The sequence below is a fragment of the Streptococcus iniae genome (assembly GCF_030732225.1).
GTDB lineage: Bacteria > Bacillota > Bacilli > Lactobacillales > Streptococcaceae > Streptococcus > Streptococcus iniae.
Map to the genome: position 1 here is coordinate 1,354,097 of NZ_CP132230.1, position 17,178 is coordinate 1,371,274.

General features: G+C 36.4%; 15 protein-coding genes and 1 riboswitch. Of the genes, 9 read left to right on the top strand and 6 right to left on the bottom strand.

Annotated features, from left to right (window positions below; genetic code table 11):
* Nucleotides 1-70 precede the first annotated feature (70 nt).
* Both ftsW and ppc read right to left on the bottom strand, forming a co-directional pair.
* A complete protein-coding gene (gene ftsW, locus Q9317_RS06670) occupies nucleotides 71-1,351 on the bottom strand; it encodes a cell division peptidoglycan polymerase FtsW (protein ID WP_003101191.1) in 1,281 nt (426 codons plus the stop codon).
* Nucleotides 1,352-1,451: 100 nt separating this feature from the next.
* A complete protein-coding gene (gene ppc, locus Q9317_RS06675) occupies nucleotides 1,452-4,172 on the bottom strand; it encodes a phosphoenolpyruvate carboxylase (protein WP_003101192.1) in 2,721 nt (906 codons plus the stop codon).
* Between the two features lie 193 nt (nucleotides 4,173-4,365).
* Between ppc and pepF the strand changes: the two genes are divergently transcribed.
* Nucleotides 4,366-6,162 (top strand): oligoendopeptidase F, encoded by a 1,797-nt coding sequence (pepF, locus tag Q9317_RS06680; protein WP_003101193.1) that lies wholly within the window; start codon nucleotides 4,366-4,368, stop codon nucleotides 6,160-6,162.
* 129 nt (nucleotides 6,163-6,291) lie between these two features.
* Here pepF and Q9317_RS06685 read toward each other — a convergent pair whose 3' ends face one another.
* Together Q9317_RS06685 and Q9317_RS06690 are read right to left on the bottom strand one after the other, a co-directional pair.
* Nucleotides 6,292-6,672: a DUF4430 domain-containing protein gene (locus Q9317_RS06685; protein WP_016356066.1), complete on the bottom strand. Its 381-nt coding sequence runs from the start codon at nucleotides 6,670-6,672 to the stop codon at nucleotides 6,292-6,294.
* A complete protein-coding gene (locus tag Q9317_RS06690) occupies nucleotides 6,656-7,159 on the bottom strand; it encodes an ECF transporter S component (RefSeq protein WP_003101198.1) in 504 nt (167 codons plus the stop codon). The genes Q9317_RS06685 and Q9317_RS06690 overlap by 17 nt, the downstream gene beginning before the upstream one ends.
* 325 nt (nucleotides 7,160-7,484) lie before the next feature.
* Between Q9317_RS06690 and Q9317_RS06695 the strand changes: the two genes are divergently transcribed.
* The 6 genes from Q9317_RS06695 to Q9317_RS06720 all read left to right on the top strand — a co-directional run bounded on the left by Q9317_RS06695 (nucleotide 7,485) and on the right by Q9317_RS06720 (nucleotide 12,014).
* Nucleotides 7,485-8,336, top strand: coding sequence for a glycoside hydrolase family 25 protein (locus Q9317_RS06695; protein WP_031239166.1), 852 nt, complete (start codon nucleotides 7,485-7,487; stop codon nucleotides 8,334-8,336).
* A gap of 141 nt (nucleotides 8,337-8,477) precedes the next feature.
* The gene (locus tag Q9317_RS06700; protein ID WP_003099060.1) at nucleotides 8,478-9,653 is read left to right on the top strand and encodes an IS256 family transposase; all 1,176 of its coding nucleotides are present in this window, start codon (nucleotides 8,478-8,480) and stop codon (nucleotides 9,651-9,653) included.
* 84 nt (nucleotides 9,654-9,737) lie between these two features.
* Nucleotides 9,738-9,834: riboswitch (TPP riboswitch) on the top strand.
* A gap of 41 nt (nucleotides 9,835-9,875) precedes the next feature.
* Nucleotides 9,876-10,439 carry an energy-coupled thiamine transporter ThiT gene (gene thiT / locus Q9317_RS06705; protein ID WP_003101205.1) on the top strand — a complete coding sequence of 188 codons (564 nt, stop codon included), beginning with the start codon at nucleotides 9,876-9,878 and terminating at the stop codon, nucleotides 10,437-10,439.
* Nucleotides 10,440-10,524: 85 nt separating this feature from the next.
* Nucleotides 10,525-10,998 (top strand): YbaK/EbsC family protein, encoded by a 474-nt coding sequence (locus tag Q9317_RS06710; RefSeq protein WP_003101206.1) that lies wholly within the window; start codon nucleotides 10,525-10,527, stop codon nucleotides 10,996-10,998.
* Between the two features lie 2 nt (nucleotides 10,999-11,000).
* Complete coding sequence (locus Q9317_RS06715) at nucleotides 11,001-11,366, top strand: YccF domain-containing protein (protein ID WP_003101207.1); 366 nt, start codon at nucleotides 11,001-11,003, stop codon at nucleotides 11,364-11,366.
* Between the two features lie 15 nt (nucleotides 11,367-11,381).
* Nucleotides 11,382-12,014, top strand: a complete 633-nt coding sequence (locus Q9317_RS06720) for a histidine phosphatase family protein (RefSeq protein WP_003101208.1) — start codon at nucleotides 11,382-11,384, stop codon at nucleotides 12,012-12,014.
* A gap of 32 nt (nucleotides 12,015-12,046) precedes the next feature.
* On the opposite strand, the gene Q9317_RS06725 is transcribed toward Q9317_RS06720, so the two are convergent.
* Nucleotides 12,047-12,949, bottom strand: a complete 903-nt coding sequence (locus Q9317_RS06725; protein WP_003101209.1) for an HAD family hydrolase — start codon at nucleotides 12,947-12,949, stop codon at nucleotides 12,047-12,049.
* A 179-nt stretch (nucleotides 12,950-13,128) separates the two neighbouring features.
* Here Q9317_RS06725 and lysS point away from each other — a divergent pair, with 179 nt between their 5' ends.
* Nucleotides 13,129-14,619: a lysine--tRNA ligase gene (lysS, locus tag Q9317_RS06730; protein ID WP_003101210.1), complete on the top strand. Its 1,491-nt coding sequence runs from the start codon at nucleotides 13,129-13,131 to the stop codon at nucleotides 14,617-14,619.
* A 227-nt stretch (nucleotides 14,620-14,846) separates the two neighbouring features.
* Here the strand turns inward: lysS and Q9317_RS06735 are convergent, their stop codons facing one another.
* Complete coding sequence (locus tag Q9317_RS06735) at nucleotides 14,847-15,881, bottom strand: ammonium transporter (RefSeq protein ID WP_016356067.1); 1,035 nt, start codon at nucleotides 15,879-15,881, stop codon at nucleotides 14,847-14,849.
* A gap of 99 nt (nucleotides 15,882-15,980) precedes the next feature.
* Here Q9317_RS06735 and Q9317_RS06740 point away from each other — a divergent pair, with 99 nt between their 5' ends.
* A complete protein-coding gene (locus tag Q9317_RS06740; protein ID WP_016356068.1) occupies nucleotides 15,981-17,108 on the top strand; it encodes an NAD(P)/FAD-dependent oxidoreductase in 1,128 nt (375 codons plus the stop codon).
* Nucleotides 17,109-17,178 lie beyond the last annotated feature (70 nt).

Here is a 17,178-nt window from a genome sequence, read left to right on the forward strand (position 1 = left end):
TTCACTATTATAACGAATCATATTTCCCTTTGGTTACAAAAAAATCTTCCTCACGGAAGATTTTAATGACCTATTGAAATTGATTAATGCTGACGATTTTGTCATTGATTGGTTCTTCACGCACTGTTTTGCGATAGGATAACTCTGCTTCTTTCAGGATATCCTCACGTTTTTCATTGGCATCAATATTTAACACAAAGCCAATAGCAACAGATAAAACGAGCAAACTATTTCCACCTTGTGATAAGAAAGGGAAGGTTACACCTGTTGATGGAATCAAGCCTGAAATACCACCAATGTTAACAAAAACCTGCATTAACATCATGCCACCAACACCTAAAGCCATCATGGCATTAAATGGCTTTTTAGCTTTAATACCAACATTCATAATTCTGAGAATCAAAAAGAAGACTAAAGCTAAAATGAAACCAGCCCCTATTAAACCAAGCTCTTCAATAACAATTGAGAAAACAAAATCAGTTTGAGCTTCTGGTAAATACCCTCTTTTTTCAATTGAGTTTCCAAGACCAAGCCCAAACCAACCACCATTACTCATAGCGTAATAAGAATGAGCTAGCTGGTGTCCTGAGTCTGTTAAGTCATGAAAGGGATTGAAAAAAGCACTAAAGCGTTTAGCAACATAGCCAAAAACAGGAATTTTTGCCACTTTTTCAACACCAATAACAGCAATGCTTCCAAGAAAGGTGACTGAAGCTAAAAATATTGTTGTTAATAAAGCTGAAAACCACCTATAGCCAATGCCGCTAACTGAGAATAATAAAATAGAGGTCAAAACAATAATGGCAGCATTTCCCAAATCAGGTTGGGCTGCTACAAGCATAATTAAAAATAATGAATAAACACGCCAATCCTTTAAGTCACTTGTTTGCCTTGGCCACCATAAACGTCTAGTTAAGGCTTGATAATCGTACTTAAATATTTCTTCTTGTCTGCGTGAAAAAGTTGCTGCCAAATACCACACCATGATAATTTTAAGGTATTCTGCAGGTTGAAAACTAATCGGTCCAATGATAATCCAACCATGTGCACCATTAACTTCCTGAGTAAAGAAACGGGCGACTAATAATAGAAAAGCTTCCATCAACATAACTAAAGTTAGAATTTTTGTGTTATTTAAAAAATTCAGTTTTACTTTATACATAAACGTAATAGAAATCAAACTCAAAATCCAAAAAACTCCCTGATTGAGAACTGATCTGAATGGATTTAAATGGAACTGAATGAGTGTCGCACTTGTTGTTGAATAAACCATTATAAGGCCAATAACTGATAAAATCAGGTAAGGCAATAAGATGGAATAATTTAAAAGGTGCCTTTTGTCAATTGTCATAATTTCCCCTATTTTCGAGATAATCTTTTAGCATTATATCATCTTTCAAGTTCAAAAAAAAGAGAAAAGAGAGCTCAAAACTGATGCCCTCATTTTGCTCTTAACCGGAATTACGCAATCCTGTAGCAATCCCATTAATAGTGATATGAATTAATTTTTCATAATCTTCGTCCAATTCATTGTGACGCAATCGCTTAATCAATTCAATTTGAATATAATTTAAGACATTGAAATATGGAAGCCTGAAATCCAAACTATGTTTTAAGGAAGGATTATCTTCCAGTAATTCTTGGTGTTCCTCAATTGCCAAAATAATATCTTTGGTCAATTGCCATTCGTCCAAAATGGGATGGAAAACAGCTCTAACTTCTTCATTTTCAGCTAACTGAGCATATTGAAAGGCAATATTCATGTTGGATTTTGACAATACCATATCAACATTCGAAAGAAGCGAATGGAAAAATGGCCAGGTTTTATACATGTGTTGGAGTTTGGCAAGGTTTCCTTCTTCCTTATCAATAAAGTGTTTGAAGGCAGACCCTACGCCATACCATCCTGGCAACATGATCCGATTTTGAGACCATGAAAATACCCAGGGAATGGCACGTAATCCAGAAATCTCTGTGATGGTTTTTCGTGCTGCAGGCCTAGAGCCAATATTTAAACTAGAAACCTCTTTGATTGGACTCGCTTCAAAGAAGTAATCATAAAAATGTGGGTTTTCAAAAACCAATGAACGGTAAATAAGATTACTATCTTCGACAATCTCATCCATAATGCCTCTAAAACCAGCTATTTCATCTGGATTTGTCAACATACGACTAACCATTCGATTGATAGATGCTGAAATAAGCATTTCTAAATTATAGTAGGCTACATCTTTATTGCCATATTTATTTTCAATGATTTCCCCTTGTTCAGTCAAACGAATGCGATCTTTGATGGAACCAAAAGGTTGCGAGGTAATCGCATCATAAGAAGGCCCACCACCTCGGCCAACTGTTCCTCCACGCCCATGGAAGAAGGTAATTTTAATGGCATTTTTCTGACCAATTTCAGTTAGTTCATTTTGAGCTTTATAGAGCGTCCATCCTGAAGCTAAATAGCCTCCATCTTTATTGCTATCAGAATAACCTAGCATGATTTCTTGGTAGTTATCTTTTGAAGCAATCCATTTTTTTACAATATCATAACTTAAAAATTCGGTCATAATAGCAGTTGAATTTTCCAAGTCTTCAATGGTTTCAAAAAGAGGAACAATTTGAACACGGGCCTTATCCTTATCAACAAGACCAGCTTCTTTAAGCATGATGGCAAGTTCAAACATATCTGAGACACTTTCAGTATGTGAAATGATATGTTGCTTAATAACTTCCTCACCCAGTAAATCTTTCATCTCACAAGCAGCATGATAGATAGCTAATTCTTTTTCAAGAAGCTCTGACTTTGGAACAGTTGTCGATGATAAAGTTCTCGGGTCATCCATTAATTCTTTTAGAAGGATTTGACATTTTTTTGTTTCACTTAGCGAGCTATAATCATCCACAATGTTGGCAGCCTTTAATAGCTCTGCAACACAAGCTTCCTGGATACTTGAGTCTTGACGCAAATCAATACTTGCAAGGTAAAACCCAAAAACATCAAGTGCTTGAATAAGATTTTGGAGATCCCCTTTAATCAAAAAACCATCACCATTTGCTTGCAATGAATCACAAATGGTTACTAAATCAGCCTTAAATTCTTCCGCTTTTTGGTAGGCAGGTACCTGAAGACCTGTGTTTTCTCTTTTTTTATTGCTATTAGGTGCTAGGGCATTTAGGGTTTCCACCATACGTGATTGAATGTAATGAAAAGCCTTCCTATAAGGTTCATTTTCACGGTAGATAGATTGGTCCTGTGATAACTTAGCTAATTGTTCAACTTCTGCACTAACCTTTGTTAAAGTGTTTGACAGTGAGAAACTTCTATAGAGATGGGATAACTTTTCAATATAGTAAGTGATAATCACCTCACTTTGAATCTTAGCCGAAAGTCTCAAGGTTTCAGCAGTGACAAAAGGATTTCCATCACGGTCACCACCTATCCACATGCCCATTGTAATGGGTTTAGGATTTTGCAAATCAAGCCCTTTTGCTTGGGCTAAGGCTTTGTATTCACTTGTTAATTTGGTAACGGCGTCAATTAACGAAGCATTGTAATACTCCATGACATTTGTAATTTCATTTTTGACTTTGAGTTTTTTTTCACGGATGATGTCAGTCTGCATGATAATATCAACATATCGACGCAATTCTTGTAACCATTTATCCCTGTTTGCAATTCCTGTTTTAACATCACGATACTTGCGTAACAAATCGTGAATTTTATTGGTTAATTCAAGAACAGTTTTACGCTGAACCTGAGTTGGATGAGCTGTAAGCACAGGTACCACATTAACATTTTCCAAAATGGACTGAGCATCTTCTTTTTTAGAAACTTCTTCAATGGTTGAAGCCAACTTTCCTAAATAAGAGACATTAGTATTATTTTGAAGGTTAATTTCATAAGCTAAATCCACATCCTCTGAAATATTGATCAAAAGAGGTAACAATGAAAAATAGCGTGAAATGATAACCATCTCATCATTAGTAAGCTCAGAAATATAAGATTCTAAGGCTGTGTAATCTTGGTTTTCGGATAAAACAAGGATTTTTTGAATATTATAAAAGGCCTCATCGCCAATCATTTGACGAGTGCTTTCTTCCAACATTTCTTTTAAAATAGCTACTTCTTCTGCTATAATTTCGGTATTATTACGGCTTTCTAGTTTGTTGACAGTCACATCAATCACTCCTTTTACTCGGACTTACATTTTATGATACCATTTTTTAGTTAAATTGTAAGGGGATTTAGAGAATAGTATCTGTTTTTGGCACCTGTTTTCATCATTTTCTGTATGAAAGTTCTGATTTTTTATGCTTTGCTACTTTTATTTTGATATACTAAGGGAAGAATATGAAACAAAGGAGAATACCATGTCACTCAAAAAACGTTCTGAATTTCCAGAAAATGAACTTTGGGATTTAACTGCCCTTTATAAGGATAGAGAAGACTTTCTTTTAGCTATTGAAAAAGCCCTTGCAGATGTCTTTGCATTCCAGAAGAATTATGATGGTCACTTAAACACGGTTGAAGATTTCGACCGTGCCTTAAGGGAAATTGAACACATCTATATCCAATTAAGTCATATTAGCACATATGCTTTTATGCCACAAACAACTGACTTCTCAAATCAAGAATTTGCTGAGATTGCACAAGCTGGTGACGATTGCATGACCAAAGCCAGCGTAGCCTTAAGTTTCTTTGATACTGCACTAGCAAATGCTGATGTAAACATTTTGGATGCTCTGGAAAAAGAAAGTTATTACAGTGCAACTATTCGCCAAGCAAAACTCCAAAAAAAATACCTATTAGCGCCTGAAGTCGAAAAATGTCTCACCAATTTACGTGAAGTCCTTAATACGCCTTATGACATCTACACAAAAATGCGGGCTGGTGATTTTGCTATGGAAGACTTTGAAGTTGAAGGTAAAACATACGCCAATAGTTTTGTCAGTTACGAAAATTTCTACCAAAACCACGAAAACGCTGAAATCCGTGAAAAAGCATTCCGTTCCTTCTCCAAAGGCTTACGTGCTCATCAAAACGCTGCAGCTGCAGCCTATCTTGCTAAAGTCAAATCTGAAAAATTAATTGCAGATATGCGTGGTTATGATACTGTCTTTGACTATCTATTAGCGGAGCAAGAAGTTGATCGTAGCATGTTTGACAGGCAAATCGATTTAATCATGACGGAGTTTGGCCCAGTTGCTCAAAAATTCCTAAGACATGTGGCTGAGGTAAATGGCCTTGAGAAAATGACATTTGCAGACTGGAAGCTTGATATTGATAATGAATTGAATCCTGAAGTATCAATTGATGATGCATACGATTTAGTCATGAAATCACTTGCTCCACTTGGAAAAGAATACCTTCAAGAAGTTGAGCGTTACCAAACAGAACGTTGGGTAGACTTTGCTGCTAACGCCAATAAAGATTCTGGTGGTTATGCCGCCGACCCATATAAGGTTCATCCTTATGTTCTCATGAGTTGGACTGGTCGCATGTCAGATGTTTACACTTTAATTCATGAAATTGGGCACTCTGGCCAATTTATCTTCTCTGATAATAACCAATCTTACTTCAACACTCATATGTCAACCTATTATGTTGAAGCCCCATCAACCTTTAATGAATTATTGCTAAGTGATTATTTGGAAAATGCTTTTGATGACCCTCGTCAAAAACGTTTTGCCCTTGCTCATCGCTTAACAGATACTTACTTCCACAACTTTATCACTCATCTATTAGAAGCTGCTTTCCAAAGAAAGGTTTACCAATTAATTGAAGATGGGGGCACTTTTGGTGCCGAACAACTAAACAGCCTGATGAAAACTGTCCTTCAAGAATTCTGGGGAGATGCTGTTGAGATTGATGACGACGCTGCACTCACTTGGATGCGTCAAGCACACTACTATATGGGCTTATACAGTTATACTTATTCTGCCGGATTGGTTCTTTCTACTGCTGGTTATTTAAACCTTAAAAATAATGATGAGGGGGCAAGTGAATGGCTTGAATTCCTCAAATCTGGTGGCAGCAAAACACCGCTTGACACTGCTATGTTAATCAATGCTGACATTTCAACTGATAAACCACTTCGCGATACCATAACATTCCTAAGCGACACTGTTGATCAAATCATTGCTTATACAGAAGACCTCAAGCAATAAGCAAATCTTCTAGGACAAAATCCTTTGAAAAATCACTAAGAAAGAGACCATGTTTTGACACATGATCTCTGTTGGCTCTCTAATTTCTATCGTGGGTAAATCCACTTTAGAGATTATGGAGCTTTTTTCTTATTTCATTTTTTCAATGTAAAATTCAATTTTATCATTCTTTTTCACTTTTAATTGATTGGCCGCTTTTGCCGCCATTTTGTCATTAACTTTGAAAAGCCAATATTTTTGTTCTTTGGGGTCCTGTTTATGGCCATCTATTTCTGTAATAAAGCCGTCTTTTTCTTTAACCTTATAATTGGCTTTTAAGACATCCATAACCGTCTCTCCTTCTTTAAAAGAAACTTTCTCGTCAATGGTATTAGTATCTTCTTTGACAATCAATTGCACCTGATGTTCTGCTTTACTTTCTTTACTGTCAGTTTTGGTTTGATCAGCTGCGCAAGCCATTAGTAAAAATGAAAAACTTGACAAGGTTAACAGTTTAAAAAATCTTTTCATGTGATAATCTCCTAAAAATAGCAAATATAATGGGGTAAAACAATAAGGTTGATAAGCCATGGGCCAAATTAAACGGAGCACCAGCTAAAACATAAGACCACCAAGGCATACTATAAAGATAAGCAAAACAACTATCAATAAAAATGCCATATAAAACCGCACAAAGACCTGCTAAAACAGAAATAAAAGGCATCTGATAGTTCGTCACTTTTTGGCTAAGCGGATAGATAAGAAAGGTCCAAAGAAAAATAATAAGCATGAAAGTCGCTAATTGCCAAAATACCCAGGGACCAAATCCAAGAACAAAGGAGCTGATAAGCATTGTCAGGGACATCACAAGTACCGACTCATAAAAGCCAAAAAATACTGCAAAAACGAGAAATAGGGCCGTAACGGGTTGAATATTAGGTAAGTGGCTAAAGCTTAGACGTAAGACTAAAGCTAGAGCTGAAAATATAGCAATTCTTGTTAATTGTTTGGTTGTCATGACTTTTCCTTTCTTACCTTCTTATTATGACAGATTTTAGTAAAGTTGGGTAGTATCTTTGCTTAAAAAGAAAGCAGTAACAATAAAATGATAAATTTATAAGAAAAGGGAAGCTCTAAGAGACTTAGTTATAGTTTTAAACTGTATCTTTTCGCGAATTGTTATAGCTATTAGCTAAGGAGATTCTAGAGTAAGAGTTACACTAAGTCTGTCATGACAGTTTTTAAGAAAAATTAAACAGAATTATACTTAAAATGCAAGATAATATAAGAATTTAGTGAGGATGCTTTGACTTTTTCCTACCTTTTAGGGTACAATAGCAATAATGAGAAGAAGAATAAAGCCTATAGTGGTTCTTGTCTTCTTTATCGTGTTTGCACTATTATTAATTATTGGAAAAACCCATTCAGACAATCTTAAGGAAAAGGAATTGCGCACTGCAAAATCAAACATTCCAATAGTTTCTAGCACTCCAGATAAAGTAAGCTCCACCACATCAGAAACGGAAGAATTTATCTTAAATCCAATTATTGACGTCTCCGGATGGCAATTGCCTAGCGAAATTGACTACGACACTCTTTCAAAAAATATCTCTGGCGCCGTAGTTCGTGTATTTGGAGGCTCACAAATTACAGCACGCAACAATGCAGCTTACACAACTGGAATTGATAAATCTTTCAAAAAGCACATTGAAGAATTTCAAAAACGAGATGTTCCCGTTGCTGTTTATAGTTATGCATTAGGATCAAGCAGTAAAGAAATGCGAGCTGAAGCCCGTGCCTTTTATAAAAGTGCTTCACCATACAACCCAACCTACTACTGGATTGATGTTGAAGAAGCTACCATGAAGGATATGAATAAAGGGGTTAAAGCTTTCCGCGAAGAATTAGAAAAACTTGGTGCTGAAAATGTTGGTCTCTACATTGGGACTTATTTCATGGCAGAACAAGAAATTTCAACCAAGGGCTTTGACGCCATTTGGATTCCGACTTACGGAAGCGACTCTGGCTATTATGAAGCTGCACCAAATACCGATATTGACTATGATTTGCATCAGTACACCTCAAAAGGGTATGTACAAGGTTTTGATAAACCTCTTGATTTAAATCAAATTGCCGTTAACAAAGACACGCGAAAAACTTATGAAAAGCTTTTCGGAAAAATCAAAGACAAATAAAGGTCTTTAGGTCTTTTTTGATTAACATTTCTTGACAAAGTCATTTTTAAAGGTAGTGTAAAATATCTTGTGTAAACACAAAAAAGGAATAAATCCTGTATAGTAGAGTTACGACACTTCACTAGAAAGAGATTTATTCCCATGACTCAGTTTACCACAGAATTACTTAACTTCCTAGCGCAAAAACAAGATATTGATGAATTCTTTCGATCCTCTTTAGAAATAGCTATGAATGATCTCTTGCAGGTTGAACTATCAGCTTTCCTTGGATATGAGCCATATAAAAAAGAAGGTTACAATACAGGTAATAGCCGTAATGGGACCTACTCTCGACAGTTTGAAACGAAGTATGGCTTAGTCAATTTAATCATTCCAAGAGATCGAAACGGCGAGTTTTCACCAGTTTTATTACCATCTTATGCTAGACGAGATGACCACTTGGAAGAGATGGTGATTAAACTCTATCAAACTGGCGTTACGACACGCGAAATCAGTGACATTATTGAGCGCATGTATGGTCACCACTACAGTCCAGCAACGGTGTCAAATATCACAAAAGTGACTCAAGAAAGTGTCACTGCCTTTCATGAGCGTTCCTTTCAAACTAACTACTCAGTCTTGTATCTAGACGGAACTTACTTACCCTTGCGACGAGGTACGGTCAGTAAAGAATGTATTCACATTGCACTTGGTATCACGCCTGAAGGGTATAAATCAGTTCTTGGCTATGAGATTGCCCCTAATGAAAATAATGTCTCTTGGTCAGATCTTCTTAAGAGGCTACAAAATCAAGGACTTAAGCAAGTTTCTCTAGTTGTTACAGACGGGCTTAACGGTGTGGATCAAATCATCCAACAAGCCTATCCAATGGCTAAACAGCAACGGTGTCTGGTTCACATTGGTCGCAATATCTCCAGTAAGGTCAAACGAGTAGATAGGGCACCTATTCTAAATCAGTTCAAGCAGATTTATCGTGCCACAAATTTACAGGAGGCTATTAAATTATTGGAACAATTTGTTTCTGAGTGGAAACCTCGTTACAAAAAGGTTATGACATCACTTGAAACAACTGAAAATCTCCTAACTTTCTATCAATTTCCACATCACATTTGGTCTAGTATTTACTCTACAAACTTGATTGAATCACTCAATAAAGAAATCAAGCGACAAAGCAAGAAGAGGGTGGTTTTTCCAAATGAAGAAGCCTTAGAACGATGCCTTGTAAGTATTTTCGAAGACTATAACATTAAGTTCGGAGCTCGTATTCATAAAGGATTCGGAGTATGTTTTGACACACTTGATAGCTTATTTGACTAATATTCAAAAACTCTACTCTTGTGTTTACACAAAATTATTGACAGTATCTTTTTAAAAGACTATAATAAAGTTACTTAATGAAATAATTTCACAAGGGAGTGCTTCAGCTGAGATCGCATCTGCGAAATCCTTAAAACCTGATCTTGTTAGTACAAGCGTAGGGATTGTGACCTAACATCAACTCTGATTTAGGCTCTTTTTGTGAAAAAAAGGAGCCTTTTTATGTCGAAAAATACTAATCTTAACTATTTAGTTGAAGCTGCCATTTTTGCTTCCTTAGCCATGTGCTTATCTTTAATACCTGACTTCTTCAGTTGGTTTAGTCCATCATTTGGAGCTATTCCACTGGTTTTATTCTCACTTCGTCGCGGCCTTAAATATGGTTTATTAGCTGGTTTTATATGGGGCTTGCTTCATTTCACTTTGGGCAAAGTTTACTACCTAAGCCTATCACAAGTTTTTATCGAGTATATTTTGGCCTTTCTTTCTATGGGTATAGCTGGTCTCTTTTCTAGTCACTTGTCTAATGCTATTGCTCATAAAAATAAAAAAGCAGCTGTTTTATTAGCTTCATTTGCTGCTATTTTAGCAGTCTTTACCCGTTATATCTGGCACTTTATTGCCGGAGTGATTTTCTGGGGTTCTTACGCTCCTAAAGGCATGTCAGCTATTTGGTATTCCTTTACCGTTAATGGGTCCGCAGGCATCCTAACACTTATTATTGTGCTTATTGCTATTTATAGCATCATAAGCCTTCACGAAACCTTTTTCTCCCCTAAAAATTAATTCCATCGTGAGGTGTAATTTTAATAGCTAAAAAATGGTATAATTAATCATTATACTTTTTTTAGTTTTTAAGATTGGAGATAAGATGGCTAAAAAAGAAAAGCTTAAAAAAACATTAGTCGAACAAATCCTAGACAAGGCAAAGATTTCTTATGACAGTCTTGCTATTAATGCATTGACAGGGCAATTGCCTGATGCCATTGATAGGGGTGATATCTACAAAACCTTGGCTTTAGTTGGAGATAAAACTGGTCCTATAATCGGTATTATTCCCATAACTGAGCATTTATCTGAGAAAAAACTGGCTAAAGCATCTGCTAACAAAAAAGTTAGCATGATTGCTCAAAAAGACTTGCAAAAAACAACCGGCTATGTGCATGGGGCTAATAATCCTGTCGGTATTCGACAAAAACACAACTTTCCAATTTTCATTGATCAATCGGCACTTGAAAAAGGAAGTCTTATAGTATCTGCTGGTGAACTTGGGCGCTCAATTAGAGTCAATGCAAGCGAATTAGCAGCGTTTGTTGCAGCAGTATTTGCTGATATTAAGGAGTAAGGATGAGAGTTATCGGAAATATTATTTGGTTTTTGTTTTCAGGATTCTGGGCTTGGTTGGTTTGGACTTTGATTGGTTTAGTCTTTTGCCTAACAATTATTGGATTTCCTTTGGGAGTTCAATTTTTTAAAATCGCTAATTTTGGGCTTTTCCCCTTTGGTAAAGAGATTCACATTGGACAATCAAATGCTAGCTTATTATTAAACATTTTATGGATTCTATTTTTAGGATGGCAATTAGCTGTGATGCATTTAGCATCTGCCGCTTTACTTGCTTTTTCAATTATTGGGATTCCATTTGCAATCCAATCTCTTAAAATGGTTAAGATTAGCCTTTTTCCTTTTGGTGCTAAAATCAGATTTACCTAAACAAAGGAGTATGTGTTGAAATTATATATAATCAGACATGGTAAAACCCAATGGAATCTTGAGGGACGCTTTCAGGGAGCTTCTGGAGATTCACCACTGCTTGAAGAAGCTTATGACGACATTAAACAATTGGGACAAAGACTGGCAAGGGTTTCTTTTGATGCTCTTTACTCCAGTGATTTAAAACGAGCAGTTGATACCAGCAAAGCATTGTTAGAGCAAATCCAAGCACCAAAAGAAATTGTTTATACACAAGAGCTTAGGGAGTGGCGTCTAGGTCAACTTGAAGGTGCTAAAATTGCTACCATGACGGCTATTTATCCTAGACAAATGAATGCCTTTAGTCATAATCTTGCCCTCTTTAATACCAATCAATTTGGAGCAGAGTCCTTATACCAAACACAAAAGCGTGTGACTGATTTAATCACTCGATTTAAAGAAAAAGATTATAAAAACGTCATTATTGTGGGACATGGAGCTAACTTAACTGCTTCTATTCGATCTTTATTAGGCTATACTCCTGCACTTATTAGGGCTGAAGGTGGTTTAGATAATGCAAGTTTAACCCTTTTGGAAACAGATGATTGTGTGCACTTCAAGTGCTTGACTTGGAATGATAAATCCTATTTAACTGGCAATAACCAATAAAAAAGTATTTCGGAGATTTCCGAAATACTTTTTTATTTGGCATACTTCATGCGTAATAGTTTTTCTTGCTGTTTATTAAGTCTTAGTAAGATGACTACTTTATCAATACTCATATTTGATTCCAAAAGGCGTTCTGCTGCCATCATCAACCCATTATTTAATCCCATTTCTAGAATTGGATTTTCTTTATCATTGAGGTCAAAGATGAATTTATTATCTGGCAAATCAAAAAGGACTTTAACAGCTCCAAACAATTGTTCAAAATTGTCAATAGCAACATCATAAACTGGTTTAGTCCCAGCTTTTAAACGTCTTCCTCGATGATTAAACCACATGGAATGCCAGCCTCCGTTAAAAGCTCCCATGACATCATTATCATAGGAATCACCCACGTAAAGTGTGGTTTGTGGGTTCATGTCAAATTGTTCTGCGGCAAGGTTAAAAATTTCTTTTTCTGGCTTTTGAAAACCTGTGGCTTGACTGACAATAACACGCTTAGGATCAACATAATCATATAAACCAAGCTTTCTCACTTTTTTTAATTGATGCTCTGTAGGTCCATTTGTAATAATCCCAATTGGCACATTTTTTGACTTTAAGAAATCCAGTGTCATACGCATTTCATCAAGCATGGTAATATTTTCAAGTTCAACTTCATAAACTGCTTGAAAATGGTTTCCTTCTGCTTCGTCAATGGCACGGTAATCGAATTCTAAAAGAGTTTCTCGGCAACGCCAAAAGCGAAAATATGCTGTCGTCCACTCTCCTGCCATTACTCTTGGAAAACCAATATCAGAATAGTGACGAAAACGGATATAAGCTTCTTTCATTCGTTTCATATCAAAATCTGGGAAACATTTCTCCATAGCAATACGGTATGGTGCTTGTTGGTCATAGATTGTATCGTCAACATCAAAAACAATAGCGGTAATCATGAATCTCTTTTCTTTTCCTTTTATTTTATACTAGGTTATTATACTATTTTTGATTAGTCCTGACAAACCGCGACAAAAAGTGTTTTTTTAGGGTATGAAATCCCTTTCCGTAATGAAAATAAGGTGTACTCCCCTTTATTTTATGTTACAATAGAGGGGAAAACTTATTGGAGGAAACCATGTCAAACGAACACATCGAAGAATTAAATGACCAACAGATTGTCCGTCGTGAAAAAATGACGGCCTTAGCGGAACAAGGAATCGATCCATTCGGTAAGCGTTTCGAACGCACTGCTAATTCCGGTCAACTAAAAGAAAAATATGCTGACAAAACAAAAGACGATTTACATGACATTAAAGAAACGGCTATTATTGCTGGTCGTTTAATGACTAAGCGTGGAAAAGGAAAAGTTGGCTTTGCCCATATCCAAGATCGTGAAGGCCAAATACAAATTTACGTTCGTAAAGATTCTGTTGGCGAAGAAAACTACGAAATCTTTAAAAAAGCTGATTTGGGTGACTTTATTGGTGTTGAAGGTGAAATTATGCGTACTGATATGGGAGAACTCTCAATCAAGGCAACACACTTAACCCACCTCTCAAAATCACTACGCCCACTTCCTGAAAAATTCCATGGCCTAACAGATATTGAAACAATCTACCGCAAACGCCATTTAGATTTGATTTCAAATCGCGACAGTTTTGATCGTTTTGTAACCCGTTCAAAAATGATTTCTGAAATCCGTCGTTATTTAGATGGTATGGACTTTTTAGAAGTTGAAACTCCTGTTCTTCACAACGAAGCTGGTGGTGCTGCAGCTCGTCCATTCATTACACATCACAATGCTCAAAATATTGATATGGTTCTACGTATTGCAACGGAGTTGCATTTAAAACGCCTTATTGTTGGTGGAATGGAACGTGTTTATGAAATTGGTCGCATCTTCCGTAATGAAGGAATGGATGCCACTCACAATCCTGAGTTTACTTCTATTGAGGTTTACCAAGCCTATGCTGATTACCTGGATATTATGAACCTAACAGAAGGCATCATTCAACATGCTGCTAAAGCTGTAATTGGCGATGGACCAGTCAACTACCAAGGTAATGTCATTAACATTCACCAACCTTTCAAGCGCCTACACATGGTTGATGGAATCAAAGAGATTACTGGTGTAGACTTCTGGCCTGAAATGTCTGTTGAAGAGGCTATTGCTTTAGCAAAAGAACATCATGTGCCACTTGAAAAACACTTTACAAGCGTAGGCCACATCATCAATGCCTTCTTTGAAGAATTTGTTGAAGAAACTCTAATTCAACCAACCTTCATTTATGGTCATCCTGTTGAAGTTTCTCCACTGGCTAAGAAAAATCCTGACGATTCTCGTTTCACTGATCGTTTTGAACTCTTTATCATGACAAAAGAATATGCCAATGCCTTCACTGAACTCAATGATCCAATTGATCAATTATCACGTTTTGAAGCACAAGCACAAGCTAAAGAACTTGGTGATGACGAAGCAACTGGTATTGACTATGACTTTGTTGAAGCACTTGAATACGGCATGCCGCCAACAGGTGGACTTGGAATTGGAATCGATCGCCTTTGTATGTTACTAACAGACACAACAACCATCAGAGACGTCCTACTATTCCCAACCATGAAATAAACTAGGACTTGCTTGCAAGATACTATATTCTCACTTCCTATTAAGTAAGAAGTAAAGCCTAAAAGGGGCTGGGCAAAAAGCCTAATATAAACTAAACCGCATGAAATCTTTCGTTTACAAACGTTGATTTCATGCGGTTTCTTATTTCGGAAATTTGAAAAAATCAATGAGATTTCGACTTTTTGCCCAGCCCCTTTTTTATGCCATATTTTATTAACTTTGATTGACTAAGATTTTACACTTTTATAAGTGCCTATTCTTATAATAAGATAAGTCATGACAACAGATAAAAGGAGGGTTACAAAAATAGCTAATAACTGTGGCAAAATATCTTTTGGGTAACAAGCTATGACTCCTATACTTCCAAAAAATCCCCCTATTCCATTCATGGCAAAGGAATCTACCACATCGTCTATCGCTTTTAAGTGATTTATATAGACCGAAGACAGATAAGTCAAGTAGGACCCAACAAAACAAATCAGGAGCATCTGAATTGGTTTTACATAACCCACTCCTGCTGTACTTGTCACTAAGCCAACAACAATACCATTTAATAGAGCTGAGCTGGACAAGTCTTTTGTCATCAGATAAGAAGCTAAGGTCCATGATAAGCCTCCAGCAATAATAGCAATCAAGGTATTAATGAGAGCCAAGCCTGCAACTTGGTTTAAGGTCAATGCAGGTCCTGCATTAAAGCCAAACCAGCCTAAAGTAATCAATACCATTCCAAGAAATTGCCAATCTGTCTGCTCATTTTCACTATGGTCAAAGCTTGTTTTTCCCAACTGTTGTGCCAAGATAAAACTTGATACCCCAGCAGATAAATGAACCACCATACCACCGGAAAAATCTCTGACACCTAATTGCGCAAGAGCACCTTGGGGCGTCCAAATTAAAAAGGCCAAGGGACAATAAACTAAAAAAATCCAAAAAACAACCGTTAGCAAAAGGGATCTCAAAGGAAAACGATCAATAACTGAACCAATCAACATCACAACAGCATAAAGACAAAAGCACAGCTGGAATAGCATGTCTAAAACCACGTCTAATGGGAGCTTTTCTGCAAAAAGGGGAGTTAATAGACTTCCTTTAAATGTGACACCATAAGCCAAAAATAACCAGAAAAAAGAGGACACTAAGACAACTAAGACAAACTGAAAAATGATCCTTGAGGCTAAACGAGTATTCAAAGTGGCAAAATATGATTTAGCCACACCAAAAATCATTAGCCACATCACTAATATACAAAGCAGTAAAAACATTAATAGGACTTCCTTTACAAAAAAAATATTATTTGTTACACTAATAAAGTTAACTGGTTAAGTATATTATTATTCACATTATTTTGTCAAGGAGATAAGATGAAAACATATAACATTATTATTATTGGTGCAGGTGCGGCTGGTATAGGTTTTGGTGCATCACTTAAAACTGTTGGCATTGAGGACTTTCTTATTCTGGAAAAAGGGGAAATCGGTGACAGTTTCTTAAAGTGGCCAACAACGACTCAATTTATTACCCCTTCATTTACAAGCAACGGCTTTGGTTTTCCTGATTTAAATGCTGTTGTCCCTGATACATCACCTGCTTTTACTTTTGAAAAGGAACATGTGACAGGCAAAGAATATGCCGAGTACCTACAATTAGTCGCTTCACATTACCAATTGCCTATTAAAACAAAAACAAACGTTTGTGACATTACAAAGCAAGACGACAAATTCCTTATAAAAACGCAAACAGATACATATCTTGCTAACTACCTCATTATGGCAACTGGCGAATTTCAATACCCAAATAAAAGTCAGATTGCTGGTTCTGAATTGGGGATACACTACGGTGAGGTTGAGCATTTTCATGTTACATCCGAAGACCCCTTTATTGTTATTGGAGGAAATGAGAGCGCCTGTGATGCATTAAGTCACCTCGCCTATTTGGGAAATGATGTCCATTTGTTTACTGAAACATTTGGCCAAAAAGAAAACAATCCTGATCCAAGTATTTCCCTCTCCCCTATTACCAAAGAAAGATTAAAACACCTTCAAAGCAATCCTAAATATCATCTGAGCATTACCGAAAATAAAAAAGCCATTTCAATTGAAAAGATAAAAGACCTTTACCATGTCACTTTTCAAGATGGGACCTGCGCAAACAGTAAACACAAACCCATTCTGGCAACTGGTTTTTTAAACACTTGCCACTTGATTGGTGGTATGGAGCTCTTTTGCTATGATGACAATCACTTGCCGCTTGTTACAGAACAAGACGAATCCACTAAAGTAGCAAACTGTTTCTTAATTGGGCCAAGTTTAAGGCATGGAGATACCATTTTCTGCTATATTTATAAATTTAGACAACGTTTTATGCCATTAATCTGTGAAATTGCAAAACGTGAAAAGCTCAAGCTTCCTCAAGAAGAAATTAATTTTTTCAAGGCCAATCAAATGTATTTAGAAGATTTAGACTGTTGTTCGGTCAATTGTGACTGTTAGAATAATACGATTTCCCATCATAATTGTTAGTAAAAGCAGAACAAAAACAAGCCATTTATCAAGCCAACTT

What these genes read in the sequence shown, in the direction of transcription:
- thiT (WP_003101205.1), top strand. Translation starts at nt 9,876, where the DNA reads ATGTCGAAAAATACTAATCTTAACTATTTAGTTGAAGCTGCCATTTTT.
- ftsW (WP_003101191.1), bottom strand. Translation starts at nt 1,351, where the DNA reads ATGACAATTGACAAAAGGCACCTTTTAAATTATTCCATCTTATTGCCT.
- Q9317_RS06700 (WP_003099060.1), top strand. Translation starts at nt 8,478, where the DNA reads ATGACTCAGTTTACCACAGAATTACTTAACTTCCTAGCGCAAAAACAA.
- Q9317_RS06695 (WP_031239166.1), top strand. Translation starts at nt 7,485, where the DNA reads ATGAGAAGAAGAATAAAGCCTATAGTGGTTCTTGTCTTCTTTATCGTG.
- Q9317_RS06685 (WP_016356066.1), bottom strand. Translation starts at nt 6,672, where the DNA reads ATGAAAAGATTTTTTAAACTGTTAACCTTGTCAAGTTTTTCATTTTTA.
- lysS (WP_003101210.1), top strand. Translation starts at nt 13,129, where the DNA reads ATGTCAAACGAACACATCGAAGAATTAAATGACCAACAGATTGTCCGT.
- Q9317_RS06710 (WP_003101206.1), top strand. Translation starts at nt 10,525, where the DNA reads ATGGCTAAAAAAGAAAAGCTTAAAAAAACATTAGTCGAACAAATCCTA.
- Q9317_RS06740 (WP_016356068.1), top strand. Translation starts at nt 15,981, where the DNA reads ATGAAAACATATAACATTATTATTATTGGTGCAGGTGCGGCTGGTATA.
- Q9317_RS06715 (WP_003101207.1), top strand. Translation starts at nt 11,001, where the DNA reads ATGAGAGTTATCGGAAATATTATTTGGTTTTTGTTTTCAGGATTCTGG.
- Q9317_RS06725 (WP_003101209.1), bottom strand. Translation starts at nt 12,949, where the DNA reads ATGATTACCGCTATTGTTTTTGATGTTGACGATACAATCTATGACCAA.
- pepF (WP_003101193.1), top strand. Translation starts at nt 4,366, where the DNA reads ATGTCACTCAAAAAACGTTCTGAATTTCCAGAAAATGAACTTTGGGAT.
- Q9317_RS06690 (WP_003101198.1), bottom strand. Translation starts at nt 7,159, where the DNA reads ATGACAACCAAACAATTAACAAGAATTGCTATATTTTCAGCTCTAGCT.
- Q9317_RS06735 (WP_016356067.1), bottom strand. Translation starts at nt 15,881, where the DNA reads ATGTTTTTACTGCTTTGTATATTAGTGATGTGGCTAATGATTTTTGGT.